We start from the raw sequence: 25,610 nt of genomic DNA, 5'->3' as shown, positions 1-25,610 counted from the left end.
ATTATGTGTGGTATTGTTGGAGGCGTTGCTGAACGTTGTGTAACTGAGATCTTGATCGAAGGTTTAAAGCGCCTTGAATATCGTGGTTATGACTCTGCGGGTTTAGCACTTTTAAATAAAGAACAAATTTTACGTGAACGTCGTGTTGGTAAAGTTGCTAACTTAGCCGAAGCGGTTTCAGAACAGCATTTGACGGGTAATATCGGTATTGCACACACACGTTGGGCAACTCATGGTAAGCCAACTGAAAATAATGCACATCCGCATGTTTCAGGCAATGTTGCAGTTGTTCACAACGGTATTATTGAGAATTATCAAGAACTCAAAGATGAACTACAAGCACTTGGCTATATCTTTACCTCTCAAACTGACACAGAAGTTGTTGCTCACCTTGTCAACGATGCCTTAAAGCAAACAGATAGCTTATTAGAAGCTGTTCAAAAGGTAACACCACGTCTTAAAGGTGCTTATGCTTTAGGTATTATTCATACTGAACATGCTGATGAACTCATCACCGTTCGCGAAGGTTCTCCGCTTGTGATTGGTGTTGGTATTGGTGAGAACTTTATTAGTTCAGATCAACTTGCTTTGTTACCTGTGACCAATCGCTTCGTTTATTTAGAAGAAGGTGATATTGCACGTTTAACACGTACCAGCATTGAAGTTTTTGTAAACGGTGAACGTGTTGATCGCCCAGTGAAAGAGCTTGATGCGACTGTAAGTAATGCATCGAAAGGCGAATATAAACACTTCATGCTCAAAGAAATTTATGAGCAACCTGAAGCGATTCAACAAACGATTTCACAAGCATTGAATGGCAATAATTTGCGTGAAGATTTTCTTCAACATGCCAATGCGGATTTTGACAAAATTCAGCAAGTACAAATCATTGCCTGCGGTACCAGCTACCATGCAGGTATGATTGCGAAATACTGGTTTGAACAGCTAATTGGTGTTCCTTGCCAAGTTGAAATTGCCAGCGAATTCCGTTACCGTACGCCTGTTATTGTTGAAAATACACTTTATATCTGTATTTCTCAGTCTGGAGAAACAGCGGATACATTGGCAGCGTTACGTGAAACTCAAAAACGTGCCAAAGCAAATAACATCAATATCAGCACCATGACGATTTGTAACGTTGCAACGTCATCAATGGTACGTGAAACAGATCATCATTTGCTGACACTTGCTGGCCCTGAAATTGGTGTTGCCTCAACCAAAGCATTCACAACTCAGCTGGCTGCTTTGATGTTATTGATTCTAAAAATCGGTCAAGTTAAGCAGCGTCTCGCAGCAGCTCAGCTCACTGAAATTACTGAAGCGTTATGGCACTGCCCGAAAGTAATTTTAGATACGCTACAGCACAACACAGCGATTCTTCGTTTATCTGCACTGTTTGTAGAAAAGAATCACTGCTTATTCTTAGGCCGTGGCACACACTTCCCTATCGCATTGGAAGGTGCTTTGAAACTGAAAGAAATTTCATATATTCATGCAGAAGGATATGCAGCAGGTGAATTGAAGCATGGTCCGTTGGCATTAGTCGATAATGAAATGCCTGTGGTGATCTTAGCGCCAAATGACGAAATGCTCGATAAGTTAAAATCGAATATGGAAGAAGTTCAAGCGCGTGGCGGCGAACTTTTTGTATTTGCAGATGAAAACAGCGGCATTCAAGAGAAAGATCGTCAACACGTTGTACACATCCCAGCAGTGAATGAATGGTTAGCGCCAATCGTTTACAGCGTACCTGTACAGTTGCTTTCTTATCATGTTGCAGTATTACGCGGTACAGATGTCGACCAACCTCGTAACCTTGCGAAAAGTGTTACTGTGGAATAATTAAAAAAAATGGAAGAAAGGTTCACCTTTCTTCCATTCTCAAATGCCAATAGAAAAATGAGAAGTATCTGACTTTAAGCCACGTAACGATTGGTTTTATGATTTAACAAAATAATAGAATTCAGAATCACAGCTCCCAGTATAGAAATCAGAATCAATTTCCAATCCACAAAAAATAGTGAAATCAACAAGATCGCAACATCAATTCCCATCTGCACCTTGCCTGCTGGAATCTTAAACTGCTCTTGTAAATAAAGAACCAATAAATTAATACCACCCAAACTAGAGCGATGTCTAAAAAGAATCAGGAAACTCACACCCATCAGCACATTCGCGAAGATCGTCGCATAAAATGGATTTACGTCTGACAGGTGAAAAAAATGGGGAATCATTTCCGTAAAACCTGCCAGTAAAGCCACGGCAATAAACGTCTTTACGACTAAACCAACGCCCATTTTTTTATAAGCAAAATAGTAAAATGGAATATTAATCAGGAAAAATAAAATACCAAACTTAATATCTGTGATGTAATGAATCAACAATGACAGGCCAGCTGTTCCACCCGTCATAATTCCTGCTTGCTTTAACAATGTCATCGCAAATGAAAGAATAAAAGTGCCGATTAACATGGCAAGTGCATCTTCAATCTTTGAGTGTTGATCAATTACAGGCATGACTGGGCTTACCAAAGATACTTTTTGATCGGTATTCATAACGCTACAACTTAATAGGAGAACAACAGAAGGGAGAGAAATCTTTAAAAAAGATATGACATATTTGATCATTTTTATTTAATTTTCGCAATTTTTTCTTATATTTTCACCATAAATGCAATTTATATTCAAAATAATCCAATTGGTATAATCAAAACCCAAAAAAGCCGAGCGATAACACCCAGCTTAGGAAAGCGTTGTTCTATTTAATCGCAATACCATTTTCTTTTAATTTTTCAAGCACGATTGAGGTATTTAAATTACTCACCCCAAAGTTTTGGGAGGATAAAATACCGATCAATTTAACCATTTCATCTAAGTTTTTGACTGCAACTTTGAGGGCAAAATCATAACTCCCTGTGAGTTTGTAAATATCTTTGACCGCAGGCTCATGCATCAGAAACTCAACAAAACGATCGTGTGTTGCATCATTATAATTTTGTAGCTTCACCTCAATAATACCCATAATTGGTGCTGGATCAGCACTCAATGCGATTTGAGCATAATAACCAGTGATAATATTTTGCTGTTCGAGATAAATACGACGACGAGAACATTGTGAAGTTGATAAGCCAACCAATTCTGCCAACTCTTGATTGGCTAAACGTCCATTTCGCTGTAAATGATGAATAATCTTACGGTCAAAATCATCAAGTTGGTCTGTCATAAAACTCTCTGTGGTAATAGCGCGGCATAGTAACAATCATGAAAGCTGATCATGATCGAAAAGTGTAACGTCTTTAGATTAATTGCAACAAGCTCAAGGCAGAATCGTCGTTGAGTGAATGCGCTCTACCCCTCGATCCAGCATCTGCTGCCAAGCCTGTTGTAGAGACCCATTTAGATCAATTGCTTTACATGCATCTTCAATCACATAGGTCTTAAATCCAAAAGCTGCGGCATCAAGTGCCGTCCACGCCACACAAAAATCTGTCGCAATCCCCACGATATATACCGTATCAACTTGATGTTCTTTCAAATACCCATTTAATCCTGTCGGAGTTTTTCGATCTGCCTCCATAAATGCAGAATAACTATCAATATCGGGATGAAAGCCTTTACGAATAATGAGTTGAGCGGTTGGAATATTCAAATCAGGATGAAATGCTGCATCATGACTCCCCTGCACACAGTGTTTCGGCCATAACACTTGAGTACCATAATTCAACTCTATGGTTTCAAATGGCTGTTTATGCGGATGATTTTCAGCAAAAGAGATATGCTGTTCTGGATGCCAGTCTTGGGTCAACACCACATGACCAAATTTTGTAGAGAGCTGATTAATTAAAGGAATGATCTGATCAGCTTGGTCGACGGCTAAGTTTCCACCCGGTGTAAAACCATTTTGAACATCCACTACAATCAATGCGATATTCTTTGAATTCACTAGCATCGCTGTTATTCCCTCTAAACCATCTGGTTTTACAATACCCTGCCTGCGTTATTCTGACTAGAGATCGCAAAACTTTTAATTAAGATGAAAACTATTCAAGTTAAAGATGAATTAAAGTTTTCTACAGTTTGACCAAAGCATATTGTTCTTATGCCTCTGATCAGTCATAATTTGCATAATTGTCATTCAACTCGACTTACTGTTGGACGACGAATCAAAATACTGCAACCATCCAATATTTCGTTTAAATTACTTCAATCTCGGATGGGAAAATAGGATATTTTTTTAAAATGACTCAGCTAGCACAGAATATTCAAGGCTCAATTGTCGCAATCGTCACCCCAATGTTTGAAGATGGCAGCGTAGATTGGAAGGGTCTTGAGAAGCTCGTTGAGTGGCACATCCAACAAGGTACTAATAGCATTGTTGCTGTCGGCACAACGGGCGAAGCTTCTACACTCAGCATGGAAGAACATACACAAGTCATTAAAGAAGTGATTCGTGTCGCGAATAAACGTATTCCTATTATTGCGGGTACAGGCGCTAACTCAACGCGTGAAGCGATTGAACTGACCAAAGCAGCAAAAGAATTAGGTGCTGACGCAGCACTATTGGTTACGCCATATTATAATAAACCAACGCAAGAAGGCTTATATCAACACTATAAAGCAATTGCAGAAGCAGTTGATATTCCTCAAATCCTTTATAATGTTCCAGGTCGTACTGGCGTTGACATGCAAAATGATACGGTCATTCGCCTTGCTGATGTTAAAAACATTATTGGTATTAAAGATGCAACAGGCGATGTTCCTCGTGGTCAAGCACTCATCGAAGGCTTAAACGGTAAAATGGCTGTTTATTCAGGTGATGATGAAACGGCATGGGAGCTGATTTTACTTGGTGCTAAAGGTAATATCTCGGTCACAGCAAACGTAGCGCCAAAACAAATGAGCGAAGTTTGTGAAGCAGCATTGGCTGGTGATAAAGCAAAAGCGCAAAGCTTGAATCAACAAATTGCAAATCTACACAATATTTTGTTTTGCGAATCAAACCCAATTCCTGTGAAATGGGCATTGCATGAGATGGGATACATTAGCACAGGCCTACGCCTGCCTTTAACCGCTCTAGCAGAACAATATCGTGAACCTCTTCGCAACGACTTAAAAGTTGCGGGAATTATTTAATACGAGCAATTTATGATGCAATTACGTCTTGGTGTTGTCCTTGTCATTTCAGCTTTAAGTTTGGCTGGTTGTGGTCGTTTTGCCCTCAATAATCATTCATTGGATTACAAAAAAGCAAAAGCGCTTGAACCTCTCAAATTCCCAGACAATGCAACGGTCAGACCATTTACTCCATTGTATCCAGCTCCATCGGTTGATCCACTTGCGATCGAACATGCACCGTCATTCGAAAACAAAAGTGGCAACCGTTATGCTTTACCTCGTCCAGAGGCATTGCAAACAACAGCAAGTAGCACTGAAAATACGACTACAACATTGGGTCGTCCACAACTGGTTATGGATGGGAACAAAAACCCATTACTAAAAGTGGAGGGTCCTACTGCTGCCGCTTGGCAATATACTTTTGCGACATTAAACAGCCTAAATTACAAAGTTATTTCTCAAGCAGATCATGGTTATGAAGCAACCATTACTGTGAATGATCAGAATTATCTGCTCAAGCTTTCTGCTGTAGGCTCAAGCAATACTGTCGCGCTATTCAAACTTGACACCACCTTTGCAGACCCAGCGGTTGCAACCGAAGTGTTATCCCAGATTTACCAAAATTGGCCAGCCTAGTCGTTTACTAGGCACATTTTTCAAAAAGGTTCCCCCATGTTAAAACAAACCTTGCTCTATACTGGTAAAGCAAAATCTGTATATGAAACAGACAATGCTGACCACCTGATTTTAGTCTTTCGTGATGATGCATCTGCGTTCAATGGCGAAAAAATCGAGCAGCTAGATCGTAAAGGTAAGGTGAACAACCGTTTTAACGCCTTCATCATGGAAAAATTGGCTGAAGCGGGTATCGAAACGCATTTTGAAAAATTGCTTTCTCCAACTGAAGTACTTGTTAAAAAATTACAAATGATTCCTGTAGAGTGCGTTATTCGTAACTATGCAGCGGGTTCACTTTGCCGTCGCTTAGGTGTTGAAGAAGGTAAAGAGTTAACGCCTCCAACATTTGAATTATTCTTCAAAGATGATGCACTTGGCGATCCAATGGTGAACGAGTCTCAAGCAATTGCTTTAGGTTGGGCAAATGCAGACCAACTTGCCAAGATGAAAGAACTCACTTACCAAGTCAATGATGTACTTAAAGCATTATTTGATGCAGGCAACATGATTTTGGTCGACTTCAAACTTGAGTTTGGTGTATTCCATGACCGCATCGTTTTGGGTGATGAATTCTCTCCAGATGGTTGCCGCCTATGGGATAAAGATACCAAGAAGAAATTAGATAAAGATCGTTTCCGCCAAGGTTTAGGCGGCGTTGTTGAAGCTTATGAAGAAGTTGCAACACGTTTAGGCGTAGATTTATCTGATATCTAATTCAGTAAAATCAAATAAAAAACCAGCCAATTCGGCTGGTTTTTTTGTAGTGGGCTTTTTATCTTGTCGGTTGCTGATAAATCAAATTGCCCTCTTTATAAGTCGCAATAATTTTAATATTTTTAATCTCTTTGCTTGGAATGCTCAGTGGATTCTTATCTAGGATCACTAAATCAGCCAGCTTACCTTGCGTCAAGGTTCCTTTATTTTTTCTTCAAAATATTGATATGCAGCCCAGTCGGTCATCGATTTCAGTGCAATATATGGACTAATTCGCTCATCCGCACCTAACACATAACCACTTCGTGTCGTTCTATTCACAGATGCATCGAGCATCATCATGCTATTTGGCGGAATGACAGGTGCATCGTGATGCTCGGTAAAAATAATGTTCTTTCTGAATGCCATTCCTGTCGGAGAGATATGTTGTGCTTTCTGCTCCCCAACTGTTTGCTGCCTATGCCAATCACCCCAATAAAAGGTATGTAATGAGAAAAAGGAAGGGATAATATCTAATGCTTTAAGCTGATCTAATTGATCTTCACGGATCGTTTGAGAGTGAATCAATACACTTCGACGATCTGCTTTGCCTTGTTGATTGGTTGCATAGCGAACGGCCTGAATAAATTGATCTATCGCAGCGTCACCATTGGCATGCGCAAGCACTTGCCAGCCTTGTTTGAAGGCAAGATTCACATAGTTGTTAACATCCTGACTATGCTTGAAGGCAGGATAGCCTTTGTAATCTTTGGTCTCACCCTCAGGTGGTACAACATAAGGCTGTGACAACCATGCCGTCTTGCCTTGGGGTGAGCCATCTAAACTAATCTTGATACCACCAATACGAAAGTGATGATCATATTGCAAACTGCTACCATGCTTTAACATATAGTCTTTACTGGTGGTAATATCAGGATAAGAAACCACATCAACAGGCAACTGGTTTTGTTGTCCCAAGGCACGCCACATGTCTGTTGTCCCCTGATCAGCACGCCCCTCTTGCACCGTTGTAAATCCATTCTTCACATAGACCTGAATCCCTTTTTTTGCCATACTCAACAACATATCTGGGGGCACACCATTGAAAATCGCACCAACTGCTGAAAATAAAGCGGACTCTTCGAGCACTCCATTTGGTACATTTGAATTTGGTTCACGACGAATCACGCCACCATCAGGATTTGCTGTGTTTTTATCAAATTTGAGTAACTCTAAGGCTTTGTGATTGACAGAAGCAAGGTGACCAGATTGATGTAAAATCATGACAGGCTGATCTTTTGATACTCGATCCAAATCCGTTGCGGTCGGATGACGCTGTTCTTTTAATTGTGCGTCATCATAGCCATTTCCTAAAATCCAACCATTCATTGTGCTAACAAATTCTGGATTTTGTGCTTTCCATGTTTTGAGAGCATCAATCAATGAATTAATATCTGATACCGTACCATCGGGTTCTGGATATAGATTGGCAACGGTCTGCTGAAAACCCACCATGTTGACGTGACTATGGGCATCGATCAGTCCCGGTAAAAGTGTTTTATTTTTTAAATCAATATGCTGTACTTGGCGATCTGTTCGCTGTTCTGCTTCTTTTTTGGTTCCTACAAATATAATTTTTCCATCTTTAACCAATAAAGCTTCTGCATAATGTGGTTCACTACCCTCCATCGTTAAAATCGGCCCACCATAGAATAATTTCTCTGTTGAGGAAGCGGGCATACTCTTGGTCGCACAGCCAGCTAAAGCGATGGTAATTGCTGATGCGAGTGTAAGTTTATTGATATGTTTGTACGTCATGAATTAAATTCCATATTTTTATTATGCCTTTATGATTAAAGCTTATTATTTGAGGAATAGAAAGGCTAGATTGATTGCTTTTTATAATTTTTGGTAAAGAGCAACATGATCAATTACTTAGATTAGAAACACCTACTATTTAATATACTAGGTGTTTCTATCGCATTTATTTAGCTTTTGCTTTGGTTGAAATCCAACACAAAATTGAACCAATACACACTAGAAAAGCACCGTACCAAAAAGACATCGCCAAAGAGGTACTGAGGATAATTGCAGAGAAAAAAGCAGACAGAACAGGAATAAAATAAGAAGCGCCCGCCAGTAAGGTCACATTGCCATGCAGGATACCAATATTCCAAGCAGCATAACCAAAACCCATTGCCGCTGCTGCAAAAATCAACGAGATAGATGACTGCATATCAAAATGGAACGCGCCTCCGCCCATAAGTAGATATTTAAGCCAAAGCACAATCGCAACAAGTATAAAAAACAGGGTGATACCATTTACACCTTTGGCAATCCTTGCAGTTAAAGTACAGTAAGCCGCCCACAATAACGTGCCAATAAATGCCAAACCATAGCTAAGAGGATTTGCTTGTATATTGTTGAGCATACTAGCAAGGTCGAAACCTTGGTCACCACCAAGCACCCAACAGATGCCTAATATCGATAAGATAAATCCAGGAATAATTAAGAGATTGGCTTTTTGTTGATTGAAAACAATCGCAGCAACCATGGTAAAGGTTGGCCACAAATAATTCACCATACCCACTTCAATCGCTTGACGATTATTATCACTATAGCCAATCGACAGTGATAAACACACTTCATAAGCAACAAATAAAATGCTGCCCCAAATTAAATAAGTTTTGGGAAAAGTTCTAAGTTGCGTCCAACCAACCGATACAAGTAAAAAAATGGATGCCAGTGTATAAATCAATGCAGCTCCACCGACTGCCCCAAAATGACTACTAACATCTTTAATTAAAGCAACGATCAAACTCCATAATAAGATCGCAACCAACCCAATTAGCGTTGCTTTTTTTGCATTCATTTTCAAATCAACACATCGTTCTGCACAAAGCAAATTCCTAAATATTTGAATAGGAATGATAACTTTGAAAATTTTAATCTAATCGGCAAATTAACCGAGTGAAACCTATTGCTGTTGCTGTTCTTGCTGCCAACGACGTTGTTGTAAGCGTTCAGCCTCTACTTCTCGTTTATTTAAGGCTCGCTCGTATAACTTGGTTCCACGCAGCTCAGGTGGTAAATATTCCTGTAGCACGAAATGCTCTGGATAATTGTGTGGGTAGAGATAATCCACACCATAACCTTGCTGCTTCATTAACTTGGTCGGCGCATTACGTAGATGCAACGGTACAGGTAAATTTGCCGTTTTTTCTGCAAGCTCTAAGGCTTTGTTAATTGCTAAATAAGTACTATTGCTTTTTGGACTCGTCGCTAAATACACAGCACATTGCCCTAAAATAATACGCGCCTCAGGCATTCCAACGGCCTGAACTGAACGGAAACATTCACCAGCTAGCAATAATGCATTCGGATTCGAGTTACCAATATCTTCTGACGCAGCAATCAACATGCGACGTGCGATAAAGACAGGATCTTCACCACCTTTCAACATTCGAGCCATCCAATACAAGGTCGCATCAGGATCACTACCGCGAATGGATTTAATAAATGCCGAAACCAGATCGTAATGTTGTTCACCAGATTTGTCGTAACGTGCAATATTCTGCTGTGCAACTTTAACGACTATCGCGTTGGTCACAATGTTTTCAACATCAGGCTCAAATGTACTTGCGATCAAGTCAATCAGATTTAGCGCTTTACGTGCATCACCCGCAGCGAACTGAATCAATGCATCATATTCTTCGATGTGAATAAAACGTTCTTTTAGAAATTTATCCGTTTGAATGGCTTTATTGAGCAACGTTTGAATTGCATCCGCATCCAAGCTATTCAGGGTATACACCTGACAACGTGATAATAGCGCGCTATTTACCTCAAAAGATGGATTTTCAGTCGTCGCACCAATCAAAGTGATTTTACCTTTCTCGACTGCGTTGAGTAAGGCATCTTGTTGCGACTTATTGAAGCGATGAATCTCATCAATGAAAACCACAGGCGTCAGTAAATCACCGCTTTCTGCAATGACTTCACGCAACTCTTTAACCCCTGTATTCAGGGCAGATAAGCTAATAAAAGGACGATCCACGGCTTGCGCCAGCAACAATGCGATCGTGGTTTTACCTACCCCTGGTGGCCCCCAAAAGATAATCGAGGGCAAATGCCCCTGATCAATCATTTGACGTAACGGTGCATGTTCACCCAATAGATGATCTTGTCCAATAATTTCAGACAAATCACGAGGACGTAAACGTTCGGGTAAAGGAATATGCGTATCTGACATCATCACTGGCTTTATGGTCTTTTAACGTAGTCTATTGTGTCTGATTCAAATCTACAATTTGAATCTGTGATCACAACATGATTGTTTAGCTTTATTGCTGTTTGAGCAACTGTTGTATGGTTTGATAACTCGCAGTAATACGTGCTTCATTCGGAAAATTAGTATTAGCGAGCATCACGATCCCGATCTTCTGCTGCGGAATAAAGGCCACATAAGCACCAAAACCGTTGGTCGCTCCTGTTTTATTAAACAAAGTCGCTGCTGAAGCAAGCTTAGGTTGTTTGATTGGTGTAACTGTATGACTTTCCAAAGCCATTTTGCTTGAATTGCCCTGCAATAAAGTCGCTAAACTTACAGGATAAGTATATTGCTCCCATCCCAAACCTTGCGTCATTGCACCAACCTTAAAGTAACCGACATGGGTATTTTCAATCGTTTTACGCATCGGCTGTTTTAATTGTTGCGGGTTCAGTTGCGCATCAATGAATTTCAACATATCCGCACTGCTACTTTTCACCCCATAGGCTTCTGCATCAAACATTCCAGCGGAGACACGCATTGCCTGATCATTTTTATAACCCCATGCATAATTCTTCATCTGTGACTCTGGAACACGAATGAAACTTTGCTTCAACCCAAGCTCAGGGAACAGTGTTTTTTCCATCAGCTCGGAATATGGCTTTTTCATTGCTAGCGCTGTGACATAGCCCATTAAGCCAATACTTGGATTGGAATATTGACGAGCGGCGCTAATTTTTGTCTTAGGCTGCCATTTTTGAAAATACTTGACCATATCCTGCTGAGTAACCACCTCATCAGGAAACTGCAATGGAAAGCCACCTGCAGTATAAGTACCGAGATTTAAAATAGTCGCACGATTAACTGCGGTATTGTTTAGCTCAGGAAAATACTTCGCAGGGTGATCTGAAAAAGACAATTTCCCTTGTGCTTGCGCGTACCCAGCTAAAGTAGCATTAAAAGTTTTACTGACGGATCCAAGTTCAAATAGCGTATCATTGCGAACAGGTTGCTGGCTTTGCTTGGACGCAACACCATAATTAACAAAATAATGCTGACCATTCAGCGTGACAGCAACAGCTAAACCCGGAATATTGTATTGTGCTAATAAGGGTTTAAATTGCTGATCAATCACAGCTTTGACTTGCTGCTCTGTCAAGTCTTTTGCCCAAAGCGTTGAGCTAACAGAAAATACGCCAGCAACGATCAGCAATTTTTTCAAATTCATCGAAAGGTGTTTCGGTTTAGTCATTTATCATTTCACTTCTAGTTAATACTTTACTCAGCACTGAGCTTGAGTAATTTTGCTCGAGAACCATCTTCAATCACCCAAATCGAGCCATCTTGAGCTTGATGCAAACCACGAATACGCTGTTTCATATCCAAACGCTGAACTTCACGTACAGGTTTTGATTTAAGATCGACAACAACAATCGATTTAGAGGAAAGACCACCAATCAAAGCTTTATCTTTCCAAAGCGGAAATTGTTTTCCTGAATAAATGATAAGACTCGATGGTGAGATAACGGGAGTCCAATCAATTTCAGGGGCTTTAAATTCTGGGCGGGTGTGATGGTCTGGAATAGGCAATCCTGAATAATGGTCGCCATTTGAAACCACTGGATAGCCATAATTTTCCCCTTTTACGATGCGATTTAATTCATCGCCACCCTTTGGCCCCATTTCTACAACCCAAAGTTGCCCTTGAGCATCAAATGCCATTCCCAGTGGATTACGGTGTCCCAGTGACCAAATCTCAGCAGTGACACCACCTTGTTTTTCAAACGGATTTCCCTTTGCTGGCGTGCCATCATCATTTAAGCGTAAAACTTTTCCTAAATTACTTTCTAAATCCTGAGCAGGATCAAATTTTTGTCGTTCCCCTGAACTCACCCAAAGCTGTGCATCAGGACCAAATTGCATCCGATGTCCATAATGCCCTTGCCCTGAAACTTTTGGGACTTGCTCCCATATGCGCTTTACATCAACCAGTTTGGGCTGTGCAGGATCAGCGAGATCTAATGTTGCACGCGCAATCACAGCGCCATCTCCACTCGCCCCACGTTCAGCATAACTTAAATAAATCCAATGATTCTTAGCAAAATCAGGATGCAAAATGACATCGCCCAAGCCACCCTGTCCCCCGTAACTTACATTCGGCACGCCTAACACATTGATTGTGGTCTTTGCTTTCGGATCAAACAGTTTTAATCGCCCTTTGCGCTCTGTAATCAATAGACGTTGATCAGGTAAGCTTGTGATTGCCCAAGGTTCATTGAATGCGGTGACGGTCTCAATCTGATAGCTTTGTGCAATCTTATTATTTTCAGTTTGCTGCGTTGAATTTTGTTCCAAGGTTTTAGAATTACTATTATTTGAATCGCAAGCCAACAACAATAAAAAGCCACTACACAGCACAGGTGCTACTAACAGTTTATTCATTGCTTATCTCCCTATTTGAGTCTTTATCTTAAGGGGTTAAGCAAATAAAAATACTGTAAAAGTGTTGTGCTTATAATTAACAAATAGATGAGTTAAATGGCTCTCAACGAACCCAACGAACGACATAATCCTCGATTTGTTCTTCATCTACTTCGGTTTCAGAGATACAGCGACCCGCAGCTGATTTCTTGGCTTTGATCACGCTCTGACGAGATCCTGTATTGAGATAGTGCCATGAAGGTAAATTTTTTCCTTCATTTAAACGTCGGTATGCGCAACTTGGTGGTAACCACGTAATTGTTTGTAAACGTTCAGGTGTTAGCTGAATACAATCAGGAACCTGTTCCTGACGATTGGCATAATCTGAACAACTTGCAGTCTTACAATCCAACAATTTACAAGATACTTTGGTGTAAGCAACTTCAGCGGTTTCTTCATCCTCTAATTTCACTAAACAGCAGAGCCCACAACCATCACACAACGCTTCCCACTCAGTATTGCTGAGTTGATCGAGTGAATATTTTTTCCAAAAATTTGGGCGTAATTCAGTGGACATAAAAGGCTTTTTTGAGACATCAGAAACAGTTCTAAATTATAGCATTGCTTCGCAATAATCTCCGTTTTTAAATGGCTTACCCGATTAACATTTCTTTAAGGATTGAACACTTCAACCACATAAACACCACATTTTGTTCAAAAAACACACGCTATAGTGGAAACATAATGAAAAAATTAGGAGGGTACAAAATGTTCCGTTGGGCTATTATTTTTGCAGTGATTGCATTAATCGCCAGTTTACTCGGTTTTGGTGGTGTCGCAGGTTTATCCAAAGACTTTGCCGTTATCCTACTTGTTGTTGCTGCTATTTTGGCTGTTGTGGGCTTCCTCTCAAGAGGTAAAGTCTAACGACTTCAGCTCAAAAAAATTATAAAAAAGAAGAATCCTCGTATTCTTCTTTTTTATTTTCAGATACCAACAATCAACCATTTATAATTTTGTGGTGTCATCAATTTTTCTTTTTTATGCTTTAATCAATACATTCTAAAAGAACAGATTAGGACTTACATCATGAGCTTCCCTATTACCACACGTGAAATTGAATACACTGCCCCAGATGGTCAACGCTTAATTGGTTACTTTGCTACACCAACGACTGATCAGCCTGTCGCAGGTGTGATTGTTGCACCTGAATGGTGGGGACGTAATGAATACACAGAACAACGTGCTCGTGAGCTTGCTGAGCATGGCTTCGCCGCACTCGCAATTGATATGTATGGCGATAAACGAGTCACCACAGAAGTTCCTCAAGCATCAGCTTGGATGAATCAAACATTTGAACAAGCGGACACCATCGTTAATCGAGCACAAGCAGGTTTAGCAACTTTAGCTGCGCAACCCGAAGTGAATACTGAAAAATTAGCGGCGATTGGTTTTTGCTACGGTGGTAAAGTGGTTCTTGATTTAGCACGTTCAGGTGCTGATATTAAAGCCGTTGTAACGTTCCATGCTGTGTTGGCAGCAAGCGCCCCAGCGGAAAAAGGCAAAGTGAAAGCTGAGATTCTTGTGTTACATGGCGAACTAGACAGCATGGTGACTTTGGACAATGTAGCAAGTTTCCGTCAGGAAATGCACGATGCTGACGTTGATCATGAAGTCGTGATTTTTGAAGATGCAAAACATGGTTTTAGTAATCCGCTTGCGGATGAACGTGCTAAAGCGAATAACGTGGATTTAGGCTATAACGCTGAGGCTGAACATCAGGGTCTTGAAGCCATGTATGAGTTGTTAGATAAGCATTTAAAATAAAAAGTCGAACTCTAAACTGCACTCAAAAAACCTTGAAAACATTTACTAGGCTACTAGGAAGTCTGAACATTAAAATCTTGTAAATATTACTGGTGCTAAGGCGACATGGATGTCGCCTGTTGGACTGCATTACATGGATGTAATGTCAGTCCAACAAATGCCTTTGGTTACTTTGGGCAAAACCAAAGTAACCAAAGGCATATCCTGAAACTGGATGAGAATTCCGTAATACTATCACTGCTCACACTTTCATTCCCAAATGCAAATATTTTCGTGCAGAATAGCACCTACTTTTGATGGGTCAAAAGTAACAAAACACCTCTATTTAGCTGATGGTACATCCCTGATACCACAGCTCAATGGGCAGCATCCATGCCGCCTGTGCACCAGCGAATATTAATGAGAATTTAATAACGAATTTGTTTGCATTCACAAACTCCCCTCTCCATTTCCGCTATACTACACTTCTGCTTTTTACTGTTCTGATTCATGTCTGATTTTTCATTTTCTGATGCACTCCTCACATGGTTCGACCAACATGGTCGTCACGACCTACCATGGCAAGTTGCCGACGATCCCTATAAAGTTTGGGTCTCAGAAATCATGCTACAACAGACCCAAGTCAAAACAGTTTTGCAATACTTTGACCGCTTTATTGAGCGCTTTCCTACCGTACAAGATTTGGGTAAAGCTAGTTGGGATGACGTTGCCCCCTATTGGGCAGGATTAGGCTATTACGCACGTGCACGTAATCTACATAAAGCAGCAGGCATCGTTAGCCAACAGGGTCATTTCCCTGAAACTCTAGAACAATGGATCGAACTGCCTGGGATCGGACTTTCTACCGCTGGCGCATTAATGTCGCTGGGGTTACGTCAATATGGTGTGATTATGGATGGTAACGTGAAACGTGTTTTAGCACGCTTCTTTGCCATTGAAGATGACCTCTCTAAACCACAACATGAACGCGCCTTATGGAATATCGCAGAGGAACTATGCCCACAACAGCGTAACCATGATTATACCCAAGCGATCATGGACTTAGGCGCAACCGTGTGTACCCCGAAAAAACCGCTATGTTTATACTGCCCAATGCAGCAACATTGCCAAGCGTATCAACAAGGTTTAGAGCAAGAACTACCATTTAAAAAAGCAAAAAAACCTGTACCCATCAAAACTGCCGATGTATTGCTAATCCAATCGGATGACGAGTGGCTATGGCAACAAAGAGAATCTCATGGACTTTGGGGCGGTTTGTATTGCCTGCCTATCACTGAGCAAGCAACCGAATTACAACAGATTGAACAGCACTTTAAACTACAAGCTCAAGTATCATCATTGCAGATTAGCCATAGCTTCACACACTTTACTTGGTTGCTGAATGAAAAACTGTTCCACGTGGAACACGACCAAAAAGAACAACTCAGTATCGAGTTAAATGGCATATGGTTAAGTCCTGAAAATGCCATTGCCAAAGGCATTCCAACAGCCATGAAAAAGTTGATAACAGCAAAACAGAAGGCTTAGAACTCGAACGCTGAATATCAACTGCAAGGAGTTTGCGTGCGACATTCAATTTCTTATACGGTTCTTGGTGTAGTGATGATTTTATTATCAGCATGCGCCACCACCCCTAAGAAACCAACACCTTTACCCAATGCCCAAGTCAATAAGCTTAAAAATATGCGCTTGGATAATCGCCTGCCTGTTCCTGTCAAAGGCGTCAGTCGAAGTCAACTTCGCGATACGTGGGGAGCTGCCCGTAGTCAAGGGCGAAGCCACGAAGGGATTGATATCATGGCAGAGCGTGGCACGAAAGTGTATAGTGCTACCGAAGGTCTCGTTGCAGATTTACGCAATAATAATTTAGGCGGTAAGGTCATTTGGATTCTTGGTCCAGCGGGGACTTGGCATTATTACGCACATCTTGATGGACACAAACGTGGTTTAAGCGTCGGTGACACTGTCCGCAAAGGTGATTTGATTGGGTATGTGGGAAATACAGGTAATGCACGCCACACTGCACCACATTTACACTATGGCATTTATTTAAATGGCAAAGGGCGTGGAGCTGTTAATCCATACCCGTATTTACGTTAGGAATCTACAATGTCAGAAGCATTGATTGAACGTCTGGTGACGTTTGCAGAGTCTGGGAATCAACAAAAAATCATCATCAATGGAACAAGCTACCAAGGTTGGATCATGGAAATCACAGAGGATGCATTGTTGATTAGCACGGGCTTTGCAGACAAATCAGGTAAAGACTTTTGGCTTAAATTTACAGACTTAGAAACAGCTGAACTCTATTTTTGGGATACTCGCCCAAATGAATGGGTATCTTTTACACTTTAAATAATCACTTTCAAATAACAATAAGGAGCTTCAACATATGACCATTCAACGTTGTGGATGGTGTTCAGATGATCCACTGTATATTGCTTACCATGATGAAGAATGGGGCAAAGCTGAACACGATGAAGCTCGCTTATTTGAAATGCTTTGTCTTGAGGGCCAGCAAGCAGGCTTATCATGGATTACAGTGCTTAAAAAACGTGAAGGCTATCGTTCTCATTTTTTCCAACATCCCATTGAGCACGTCGCGGCGCTGACCGATGATCAACTTGAATTCAAACTCACAGATGCTGGATTGATTCGCCATTTTGGGAAGCTCAAAGCCATTCGTGATAATGCGATTGCTTGGCAAGCATTAAAGCAAGAAGTCGGCAATGTATCTGCTTGGTTATGGAATTTTGTAGATCATCAAGCACTGGATAATGATGTTGAAAATTATCGTGCTGCACCTGCCCAAACTGAGATCAGTCAACTCTTATCTAAAACACTCAAAAAGCGTGGTTTTAAATTTGTCGGGCCAACGACATGCTATGCATTTATGCAAGCGGTTGGGATGGTCAATGACCATGAAAATCACTGTCATTTCAAATAAATTCTCTCTCGATTTTCCTTCCATAGGAGTCTGTCCATGAGTAACAACCAAATACGTGCTTATGCAGCCATGCAAGCTGGTGAGCAACTGGTTCCTTATCAATTCGATGCAGGTGAATTACAAGCCCATCAAGTTGAAGTTAAAGTTGAATATTGTGGTCTTTGTCATTCCGATATTTCTGTGATCAATAATGACTGGCGCTCGTCGAGTTATCCAGTGATTGCAGGACACGAAATTATCGGAACGATCGTTGCACTCGGTTCTGAAGCAAAAGGACTGAAATTGGGGCAACGTGTTGGGATTGGATGGACAGCAGAAACCTGCCAAGCTTGTGATCCATGTATCGGTGGCAATCAAGTCTTATGTACAGGTGAGAGTATTGCCACAATCGTCGGACATGCGGGAGGCTTTGCTGATAAAGTCCGTGCAGGCTGGCAGTGGATCATTCCCCTACCCGATGATTTAGATCCAGAAAGTGCAGGTCCTCTTCTCTGTGGTGGCATTACGGTGTTTGATCCTTTGCTCAAACATAAAATCCAAGCGACGCATCATGTTGCTGTCATCGGTATCGGTGGCTTAGGTCATATGGCAATTAAACTGCTCAAAGCATGGGGCTGTGAGATTACGGCGTTTAGTTCAAACCCTGATAAAACAGATGAACTCAAGGCGATGGGGGCTGACCATGTGGTCAATAGCCGTGATGCTCAAGCCATCAAAGCACAACGAGGTAAATTCGATTTACTGCTCAGTACGGTCAATGTGACGTTGAACTGGCAGGCATATTTAAGTACCTTAGCGCCGAATGGAACATTACATTTTCTAGGTCTTACATTAGAACCTGTGCCTGTATCGGTCGGCGCATTGATCGATGGCGCAAAGTCTGTCACAGGCTCACCGACTGGTTCTCCTTTGGCACTGCGCCAACTGTTGCAATTTGCTGCGCGACGCAATATCGCACCGCAAATCGAACTTTATCCAATGTCTCAGCTCAATGACGCGATTGAGCGGCTACATTCAGGACAAGCACGTTATCGTATCGTCCTCAAAGCAGATTTTGATTAATGTAAGCTTTTCCGAACCCAATCCGCCAACTGCTGAAGCGCTTGGCGGATTTCTTCTGTTAAGGCATGTCCTGCATTTAAACGCACAAAATGCTGATAACGTTTATCTTCACCAAACACTTCACCAGGCACGATATTAATCCCTTTTGCTTGAGCTAAATAATAGAGTTCTAGACCTGAAATTGATTTAGGTAACTGTAACCACAGCGCATATCCACCCTCAGACTGACTCAATGCAATTGGCAGCCCTTGAAAAGCCTCTAAGATATAGGCTCGATACTGTTCAACCTGCTGCATCAATTTTGGACGTAAGCGCTCCAAATGCTCGCGATAACCACGGCTATAAATAAAATCTGCCAAACCCAATTGCAACGGTGTATTTACACCAACATTATTTGCCATCAACTGTGGACGTAAATGCTGCAACTGTTGTCCCAAACAAAACCATCCAACGCGATAAGCACTGGATAGCGATTTAGACACCGAGCCACACCAAATCACATAGCCTTGTTGATCCCAATAGCGAATCGGCAATGGTCGTTCTTTTTGGAAACTACATTCTCCATAAATATCATCTTCTAAAATAAAGCATTGGTATTTCTCGGCCAGCTGAGCGATATGCTGCTTTTGTTCATTGCTTAGGCAATAACCCGATGGATTTTGAAAATTAGCGGTGAGTAAGCATAATTTCGCAGCCCCCTGTCGCATAAACGATTCCAGTCGCTCAAGATCAATCCCTTGATGATCCGCAGGGATTTCAATAATTTTTCGCTTTAACCCCGCCAACATTTGCAGTTGACCATTAAACGTTGGCGTAGGAATAAGAATGCTATCGCCCTCTTTGGTCATTTGCTGAATCAGCAATGAAAGAGCAGGCATACAACCATTGGTAATAAAAATATCTTCAATCGCCACATAGATTCCGTCTTCACGCCAATGATCAGACAGTGCCTGACGCAATTGCATATGCCCTTGCTTATTGCAATATAAGAAATCCTCAGGCTGACAATGCTTGAGCGCACGTTGTAAAGAGCGGCGCAAACCATCCACTGGAATCAGATGTGGTGACAACTGAATCGCACCCAGCGGTGTCAAATGGCTTTGTATCGAAGCGGTCTGAATCTGATTTTGCAGGTCTAAATTTGATACTTGTCTTGGTATTGATTCGAATTGAGGGCTATCAGGAATAGCACTTTGATATTGTCGAGGGCTAACAAAATAACCTGATTTTGCTTTGACATAAATTAGCCCTTTTGCCTCCAACAACTCATAGCACTGTTGAGCTGTGCTCAAACTCACCTCTTGCTGACGAGCAAATTCTCTTAGAGAACTCAGCTTTTGTTGAGGCTGAAGCTCATGTTGATAAATCTTATGGGCAAGTTGATCTGCCAATCTTTGATATTGAAAACTCATTTCTGTACTGCTTTTTTAGAAATTTCTGTATCTGTATTGGTTTATACAACACCGTTAAGCTATAAAAATCAACTACAGGAGGATAAAGCAATGAAAAATAAAGTCTTATTTATATTATGCAGCCTTGTATTTACTGGATGCCAAATCACTGATCAAAAAACACATCAGCAACAGGAAATATGTAAGACACTTTCTGAAGGGTATCTCAAAACACAAAATCAGCAGACCTATGAGTTTTGGAAATTAGAGCAGATTCCAAACCAAGCTGAGCAAAACACATTAAAGCTGATCTATAAAAAACCAAATGAAAACGGACTGGTTTTAACGGGTTTATTACTGCCAACAGTAGAACTTGAATGCACATTGAAACAACAACATATTGTCGTTTCTGTCGCGCAACCGACAGGGAAAAACCTTCAAGTTTTGGAAGTTATTTTACCTAAGCCAACTAGCGACACACCGAGAAACCCTGACTTAGTTGCTCGCTCAGAAACTCAATAAACAACCGCACACGTTTGGGTAAATGCTCTTGTTGATAATAAACAGCATGGATGCTTTGATAAGAGTGCTCAATTTGATCTTCAAACAGCGCAACTAAACGACCTTCTTGTAAATCTTTCCAAATCTCAAACTCAGATAATCGTGCTATCCCTAAGCCTCGTAAGCACAACTGTCTAACCGTTTCACCGCTTGAGGCTTTTATTCTAGACTTCGCGAAAAAGTACTCACCCTCGACTTTTATCGGCCACTGATTCACCCTAACTGGTCGAGAGAAACCGATCACTTCATGTGTCAAAAGTTCTGAAGCTTGTTGAGGCATTCCTTCACGCGCCAAATAGTCAGGACTTGCCACGATATATATGCGACTTTTGCACAACAGTTTGGCGTGTAAGCTTGAGTCATGTAACTCACCAAACCGAAATGCGACATCCGTTTTATGCTCCAATAGATCAATCACTTGATCATTGCTATTCAATTCAAGTTCAATATTCGGATAACGCTGTCTAAATGCATGCATCAACGGTGCAATCACATGCAAAATAAAGGGGTTGGCAGAATCGATTCGAATTAGTCCAGCTGTATCTTGATCCGATTTTTGTAGTGCTTCTTCAGCAGCATTGAGATCATTTAATATTTTACGGGCATGATTGAGAAAGTTTTGGCCATCCTGTGTCAATTTCAATTTACGCGTGGTTCTTTCCAACAAAGTGACTTCAAGTTTTGCTTCTAATCGACTCAATGCACGGCTCACCCCAGATGAGGTTTGTTCTAATTTTTCTGCCGCCGCTATAAAAGAACCTGTATCGACAATCGTGATAAACGTCAGTAACTCCTCAATTGTTGATTTCATTCATGCTGTCCATTATTGATATTTAGTCAACTATATTTTGCTAATCCATATATTTTTTAGCAACAATAATCCATGCAAAATTTCGTTCATTAACAAAATATGCTCCGTGGAGCATTTAAAAGATGAGATGAAGAATATGCAAATCCCTCAGTTTGGTTTAGGCACCTATCGTTTAAATGATCAAATCCTCATTAATTCAGTCAAAACTGCGTTAGATGTCGGATATCGCGCTATTGATACAGCACAAATTTATGAAAATGAAGCTGCCGTAGGACAAGCAATCCGTGAAAGTGGCATCGCACGTAAAGACATTTTTTTAACAACGAAAATTTGGATCAATAACTTTTCTGAACAACGCCTCATTCCAAGCTTAAAAGAAAGTTTGCAGAAATTAGGTACCGATGCAGTTGATCTGACCTTGATTCATTGGCCCGCGCCATCGCAAGGAACTGATATCACAGAAGTGATGCAATTATTATTAGAAGCTAAACAACAAGGTTTAACTCAACAGATTGGCATCTCAAACTTCAATATTGCCTTGACCCAACAAGCGATTGATAGCATTGGTGTTGAACATATCGCAACCAATCAAATTGAGCTGAGTCCCTATTTGCAGAACCAGCATTTAGTCGATTATCTACGGGAACAAAATATTGATGTAACGTCCTATATGACCCTTGCTTATGGCAAGGTACTCAATGATCCAACCCTACTGGAAATCGCAGCACAGCACCAAGCGACAAGCGCACAAGTCGCTTTAGCATGGGCCTTACAACAAGGTTATGCCGTGATCCCCTCATCCACTAAACGTGAGAATCTAATCAGCAACTTAAAGGCACAAGACTTAAAACTGAGTGCTGAAGAAATGCAAATGATTGCTCAATTAGAACGTAATGGTCGTGAAATTGACCCTCCTGAACTTGCACCAGTATGGGACAAATAAATATGAAGCAACGCATCAATCTTCCTTTGCTCGCATTAGCTATTGGTGCGTTTGCAATTGGAACTACTGAATTTTCACCTATGGGTTTATTACCGAACATTGCCAATGATCTCGGTGTTTCAATTCCTAGTGCTGGGATGTTGATCACGGGATATGCTTTAGGGGTAATGATGGGTGCTCCCATCATGACCCTATGGTTTGGTAGTTTTGCGCGTCGTAATGCGCTGATTCTATTGATGGCTATTTTTACCATCGGGAACTTGATTGCTGCCTTCTCACCCAACTACATGAGCTTAATGGGGGCTAGATTGATCACTAGCCTCAATCATGGTGCATTCTTTGGGATTGGTTCAGTTGTTGCTGCTAGTGTCGTTCCTGCCAATAAACAAGCCAGTGCCGTCGCGATGATGTTTATGGGGCTTACGATTGCCAATATTGGTGGAGTGCCTTTGGCAACTTGGGTCGGGCAAAACATTGGCTGGCGAATGTCTTTCCTTGCTATCTCAGCACTCGGTGTGATTACCATGTTCGCACTGTGGAAAGCACTTCCTGTTGGCTCTGTAGGCCAAAAACCGAATGTAAAAATGGAACTTCGCGTGCTTACTCGTCTACCTGTGATCTTGGCATTACTTACGACGGTGTTTGGTGCATCGGCAATGTTTACGCTTTACACCTATATCGCACCAAGTTTGGTTGAATTTACGCATGCTTCGCCGACCTTTATTACCATGATGCTCGTGCTCATCGGGATTGGTTTCTCAATTGGTAACCATTTCGGTGGCAAGTTTGCAGACCTTTCTATCAATAAAACTTTAATTGGTTTCTTAGGGTTATTAATCGGATTGATGCTCATTTTCCCAATCCTTGCTCAAACACAAGTAGGTGCAGCCCTTGCTTTAGTAATCTGGGGCGCAGCTGCCTTTGCCATCGTACCACCATTACAGATGCGCGTGATGTCGGTGGCACACGAAGCCTCTGGCCTTGCTTCTTCCGTGAATATTGGTGCGTTTAACTTGGGCAATGCGATTGGTGCAGCAGCGGGTGGAGCGGTACTCAGCCTCGGGCTAAGTTATGCCGCAGTGTCGATGATTGGTGCTTTACTCGCAGGGATCGGCTTAATCCTAGTTTTTATTCAGATTAAATTATCTCAACAAGAAAGTACTGATTATCAGCAATGCCCTCAAATTTAACTGAAAAAAATGCCTGATTTGAATCAGGCATTTTTTTATTTTAAAACATCGGGCAACTTCGGTTGCGCATACAATGGATTATAAATTTCTTTCTTCATCTTCATCAGCATTTGATAGGGTTGCTGTTGCACAAACATATTCACAAAACTCAAAGGAATCGCGCCTGCAGGATCAGCATAACCTGTGGTTGTCACCTTGACTTTATTATTGGCAAGTTTTTGGAATGTCCAATCCCCCGCATATTTGGTTAAACGGATAATATCAGGCTGTTCAGGATAATTATTTTGCACAGCATTATTTTTAATACTAATACTGCCATCGGCATTCTTAGTCATTTTCCCCTTAATCACGACATCACGATCTTTCAGAGGAAATGGAAAATCAAGCACCATATAAAGTGTAAACTCACCTTTCTTCTCATCTCGAGAAAGCAGCTGTGCTTTCCCAACATAAGGCACCCATTGTGGTGTCCGTTCAACATCAAGAACCACAGCAACTGCACGCTCTAATGGCACATCAAATGTGGTTTCTGCTTTATATTGAAAAACGGGATTATTTTCAGTCTGGTACGTCCAAACCTTAATATTATTACGATGTAAACTCAGTTTTGGGGCTTCGGCAGCAGTTACGACAAAGCTCGTCAGACTGAGCAGCGTAGCAAGAACAATATGCTTTTTATTCATGTCATGCTCGATTGTTTTAATGATGAAGAGAGCTTGTTTTCACTTAGAACGATCCAGTAAAAAGCTCGACAAGCTCTTTTTATAGTGCAAAAAAGGAACTTTTTATACTTGAATATCGTTAAAGCCTAAAACATCTTTCATATCGTATTTACGAGCTTCACGTCCGACCACCCATGCTGCTGCGCGCACTGCACCCGCAGCGAAGTTCATACGATTCGTCGCTTTATGTGTCACTTCAACGCGCTCGCCTTCACCAATAAACATCACGGTATGTTCACCTACGATGTCACCACCACGAATCGTTTCAAAACCAATGGTTTGACGGTCACGAGGCCCTGTATAACCTTCACGACCATATACAGCGACTTCTTTCAAATTGCGACCAAGTGTATCTGCAATCGCTTCACCCATCATGAATGCCGTACCAGATGGAGCATCTACTTTATGGCGATGATGTGCTTCAATGATTTCAATATCAACTGTATCGCCAAATACTTTCGCTGCGAGTTCCAACAATTTGATCGAAACGTTCACTCCAACTGAATAATTGGCAGCGTACACCACAGGTGTCTGTGTTGCTGTTTCATCAAGGAATGCTTTTTGCTCATCCGACATCCCTGTGGTGCCAATCACCATGGCCACACCCGCTTCACGGCATAACTTTAAGTGCTGTTCAGTTGCAACAGGTGCAGTAAAATCAATCACCACATCACAGTCTTTCAAGACTTCACTCAAACTTCCCACGATCTTGACACCGATGTTGCCAATGCCTGCAAGTTCCCCTGCATCTGCACCCACCAAGCTGCTTTCAGGACGCTCAACTGCTGCCGCAAGCTGATAACCCGCCTGTTGTACGGCTTGAATCAAAATACGCCCCATGCGTCCGCCTGCACCCAAGATCCCAATGCGTGGAGAAGTTGACATAATATTTCCCAGTCTTTTATTTAAACAATCCAGCTACTATAGCAAAACTCTGTCGCTCCGCTAAAAAAATTTCCCACAAAAAAACACTCGACGAC

The 25,610-nt window shown here is 41.3% G+C and carries 26 protein-coding genes and 1 pseudogene; 14 read left to right on the top strand and 13 right to left on the bottom strand.

Features of this window, described 5'->3' with window-relative positions; translation table 11 throughout:
* Positions 1-3: 3 nt before the first annotated feature.
* A complete protein-coding gene (gene glmS, locus ACT4_RS06495) occupies positions 4-1,842 on the top strand; it encodes a glutamine--fructose-6-phosphate transaminase (isomerizing) (protein WP_007480827.1) in 1,839 nt (612 codons plus the stop codon).
* Between the two features lie 74 nt (positions 1,843-1,916).
* Here glmS and ACT4_RS06490 read toward each other — a convergent pair whose 3' ends face one another.
* From ACT4_RS06490 to pncA, 3 genes are all read right to left on the bottom strand, one after another.
* Positions 1,917-2,555 carry a YitT family protein gene (locus ACT4_RS06490; RefSeq protein ID WP_007480826.1) on the bottom strand — a complete coding sequence of 213 codons (639 nt, stop codon included), beginning with the start codon at positions 2,553-2,555 and terminating at the stop codon, positions 1,917-1,919.
* Between the two features lie 202 nt (positions 2,556-2,757).
* Positions 2,758-3,222, bottom strand: a complete 465-nt coding sequence (locus ACT4_RS06485; protein WP_004878164.1) for an Lrp/AsnC family transcriptional regulator — start codon at positions 3,220-3,222, stop codon at positions 2,758-2,760.
* Between the two features lie 93 nt (positions 3,223-3,315).
* Entirely contained in the window at positions 3,316-3,948 is a 633-nt protein-coding gene (pncA, locus tag ACT4_RS06480; RefSeq protein ID WP_007480824.1) for a bifunctional nicotinamidase/pyrazinamidase, read from the bottom strand.
* A gap of 290 nt (positions 3,949-4,238) precedes the next feature.
* On the opposite strand from pncA, the gene dapA reads away from it, so the two are divergent.
* Genes dapA through purC form a run of 3 tightly spaced genes read left to right on the top strand, consistent with a single transcriptional unit; the run spans position 4,239 to position 6,506 of the window.
* Positions 4,239-5,132 carry a 4-hydroxy-tetrahydrodipicolinate synthase gene (gene dapA, locus ACT4_RS06475; protein WP_004878166.1) on the top strand — a complete coding sequence of 298 codons (894 nt, stop codon included), beginning with the start codon at positions 4,239-4,241 and terminating at the stop codon, positions 5,130-5,132.
* Positions 5,133-5,147: 15 nt separating this feature from the next.
* Entirely contained in the window at positions 5,148-5,750 is a 603-nt protein-coding gene (locus tag ACT4_RS06470; RefSeq protein WP_017196845.1) for a hypothetical protein, read from the top strand.
* 36 nt (positions 5,751-5,786) lie between these two features.
* The gene (gene purC / locus ACT4_RS06465; protein WP_007480821.1) at positions 5,787-6,506 is read left to right on the top strand and encodes a phosphoribosylaminoimidazolesuccinocarboxamide synthase; all 720 of its coding nucleotides are present in this window, start codon (positions 5,787-5,789) and stop codon (positions 6,504-6,506) included.
* Between the two features lie 58 nt (positions 6,507-6,564).
* On the opposite strand, the pseudogene ACT4_RS06460 reads toward purC, so the two are convergent.
* The 6 genes and pseudogenes from ACT4_RS06460 to ACT4_RS06435 form a co-directional block, all read right to left on the bottom strand.
* Positions 6,565-8,303: pseudogene (locus tag ACT4_RS06460) on the bottom strand (amidohydrolase).
* Positions 8,304-8,469: 166 nt separating this feature from the next.
* Positions 8,470-9,357 (bottom strand): aromatic amino acid DMT transporter YddG, encoded by an 888-nt coding sequence (gene yddG, locus ACT4_RS06455; RefSeq protein WP_007480815.1) that lies wholly within the window; start codon positions 9,355-9,357, stop codon positions 8,470-8,472.
* A gap of 105 nt (positions 9,358-9,462) precedes the next feature.
* Positions 9,463-10,737, bottom strand: coding sequence for a replication-associated recombination protein A (locus ACT4_RS06450; protein ID WP_017196846.1), 1,275 nt, complete (start codon positions 10,735-10,737; stop codon positions 9,463-9,465).
* Between the two features lie 91 nt (positions 10,738-10,828).
* The gene (gene ampC, locus ACT4_RS06445; protein WP_007480812.1) at positions 10,829-12,007 is read right to left on the bottom strand and encodes a class C beta-lactamase; all 1,179 of its coding nucleotides are present in this window, start codon (positions 12,005-12,007) and stop codon (positions 10,829-10,831) included.
* 26 nt (positions 12,008-12,033) lie between these two features.
* Complete coding sequence (locus tag ACT4_RS06440; protein ID WP_007480810.1) at positions 12,034-13,197, bottom strand: PQQ-dependent sugar dehydrogenase; 1,164 nt, start codon at positions 13,195-13,197, stop codon at positions 12,034-12,036.
* A gap of 103 nt (positions 13,198-13,300) precedes the next feature.
* Entirely contained in the window at positions 13,301-13,753 is a 453-nt protein-coding gene (locus ACT4_RS06435) for a YcgN family cysteine cluster protein (RefSeq protein WP_007480808.1), read from the bottom strand.
* A 191-nt stretch (positions 13,754-13,944) separates the two neighbouring features.
* Between ACT4_RS06435 and ACT4_RS16895 the strand changes: the two genes are divergently transcribed.
* The 7 genes from ACT4_RS16895 (at position 13,945) to ACT4_RS06400 (ending at position 19,012) form a co-directional block, all read left to right on the top strand.
* Entirely contained in the window at positions 13,945-14,103 is a 159-nt protein-coding gene (locus ACT4_RS16895) for a DUF1328 domain-containing protein (protein WP_004878181.1), read from the top strand.
* A 162-nt stretch (positions 14,104-14,265) separates the two neighbouring features.
* Positions 14,266-15,003, top strand: a complete 738-nt coding sequence (locus ACT4_RS06425; protein ID WP_007480805.1) for a dienelactone hydrolase family protein — start codon at positions 14,266-14,268, stop codon at positions 15,001-15,003.
* Between the two features lie 489 nt (positions 15,004-15,492).
* Positions 15,493-16,530, top strand: coding sequence for an A/G-specific adenine glycosylase (gene mutY / locus ACT4_RS06420; protein WP_007480803.1), 1,038 nt, complete (start codon positions 15,493-15,495; stop codon positions 16,528-16,530).
* A gap of 75 nt (positions 16,531-16,605) precedes the next feature.
* Positions 16,606-17,103, top strand: coding sequence for a M23 family metallopeptidase (locus ACT4_RS06415; RefSeq protein ID WP_374750076.1), 498 nt, complete (start codon positions 16,606-16,608; stop codon positions 17,101-17,103).
* 9 nt (positions 17,104-17,112) lie between these two features.
* Entirely contained in the window at positions 17,113-17,358 is a 246-nt protein-coding gene (locus ACT4_RS06410; RefSeq protein WP_007480799.1) for a hypothetical protein, read from the top strand.
* Positions 17,359-17,395: 37 nt separating this feature from the next.
* On the top strand, positions 17,396-17,950 hold the full coding sequence (locus ACT4_RS06405) for a DNA-3-methyladenine glycosylase I (RefSeq protein WP_007480797.1): 555 nt from the start codon (positions 17,396-17,398) through the stop codon (positions 17,948-17,950).
* 36 nt (positions 17,951-17,986) lie between these two features.
* A complete protein-coding gene (locus ACT4_RS06400) occupies positions 17,987-19,012 on the top strand; it encodes an NAD(P)-dependent alcohol dehydrogenase (RefSeq protein WP_004878190.1) in 1,026 nt (341 codons plus the stop codon).
* Here ACT4_RS06400 and ACT4_RS06395 read toward each other — a convergent pair.
* Positions 19,009-20,424 (bottom strand): PLP-dependent aminotransferase family protein, encoded by a 1,416-nt coding sequence (locus ACT4_RS06395; protein ID WP_007480795.1) that lies wholly within the window; start codon positions 20,422-20,424, stop codon positions 19,009-19,011. The two genes, ACT4_RS06400 and ACT4_RS06395, sit on opposite strands and share 4 nt — an antisense overlap.
* 90 nt (positions 20,425-20,514) lie before the next feature.
* On the opposite strand from ACT4_RS06395, the gene ACT4_RS06390 reads away from it, so the two are divergent.
* Positions 20,515-20,925, top strand: a complete 411-nt coding sequence (locus ACT4_RS06390; RefSeq protein WP_007480793.1) for a hypothetical protein — start codon at positions 20,515-20,517, stop codon at positions 20,923-20,925.
* On the opposite strand, the gene ACT4_RS06385 is transcribed toward ACT4_RS06390, so the two are convergent.
* On the bottom strand, positions 20,873-21,775 hold the full coding sequence (locus tag ACT4_RS06385; RefSeq protein ID WP_007480791.1) for a LysR family transcriptional regulator: 903 nt from the start codon (positions 21,773-21,775) through the stop codon (positions 20,873-20,875). The two genes, ACT4_RS06390 and ACT4_RS06385, sit on opposite strands and share 53 nt — an antisense overlap.
* 136 nt (positions 21,776-21,911) lie before the next feature.
* Between ACT4_RS06385 and dkgB the strand changes: the two genes are divergently transcribed.
* Positions 21,912-22,718 (top strand): 2,5-didehydrogluconate reductase DkgB, encoded by an 807-nt coding sequence (gene dkgB / locus ACT4_RS06380; protein WP_004878196.1) that lies wholly within the window; start codon positions 21,912-21,914, stop codon positions 22,716-22,718.
* 2 nt (positions 22,719-22,720) lie between these two features.
* Positions 22,721-23,908 carry an MFS transporter gene (locus tag ACT4_RS06375; RefSeq protein ID WP_007480790.1) on the top strand — a complete coding sequence of 396 codons (1,188 nt, stop codon included), beginning with the start codon at positions 22,721-22,723 and terminating at the stop codon, positions 23,906-23,908.
* Positions 23,909-23,943: 35 nt separating this feature from the next.
* Here ACT4_RS06375 and ACT4_RS06370 read toward each other — a convergent pair whose 3' ends face one another.
* Both ACT4_RS06370 and dapB read right to left on the bottom strand, forming a co-directional pair.
* On the bottom strand, positions 23,944-24,591 hold the full coding sequence (locus tag ACT4_RS06370; protein ID WP_004878199.1) for an START domain-containing protein: 648 nt from the start codon (positions 24,589-24,591) through the stop codon (positions 23,944-23,946).
* 102 nt (positions 24,592-24,693) lie between these two features.
* Complete coding sequence (gene dapB, locus ACT4_RS06365) at positions 24,694-25,515, bottom strand: 4-hydroxy-tetrahydrodipicolinate reductase (RefSeq protein ID WP_004878202.1); 822 nt, start codon at positions 25,513-25,515, stop codon at positions 24,694-24,696.
* Positions 25,516-25,610: the final 95 nt, after the last annotated feature.

This window comes from Acinetobacter sp. NBRC 100985, from assembly GCF_000241225.1.
In the GTDB taxonomy this organism is placed as follows: Bacteria; Pseudomonadota; Gammaproteobacteria; order Pseudomonadales; family Moraxellaceae; genus Acinetobacter; species Acinetobacter venetianus.
The sequence above is the reverse complement of the archived record's forward strand: the minus strand, read 5'-3'. Positions and strand labels throughout refer to the sequence as shown.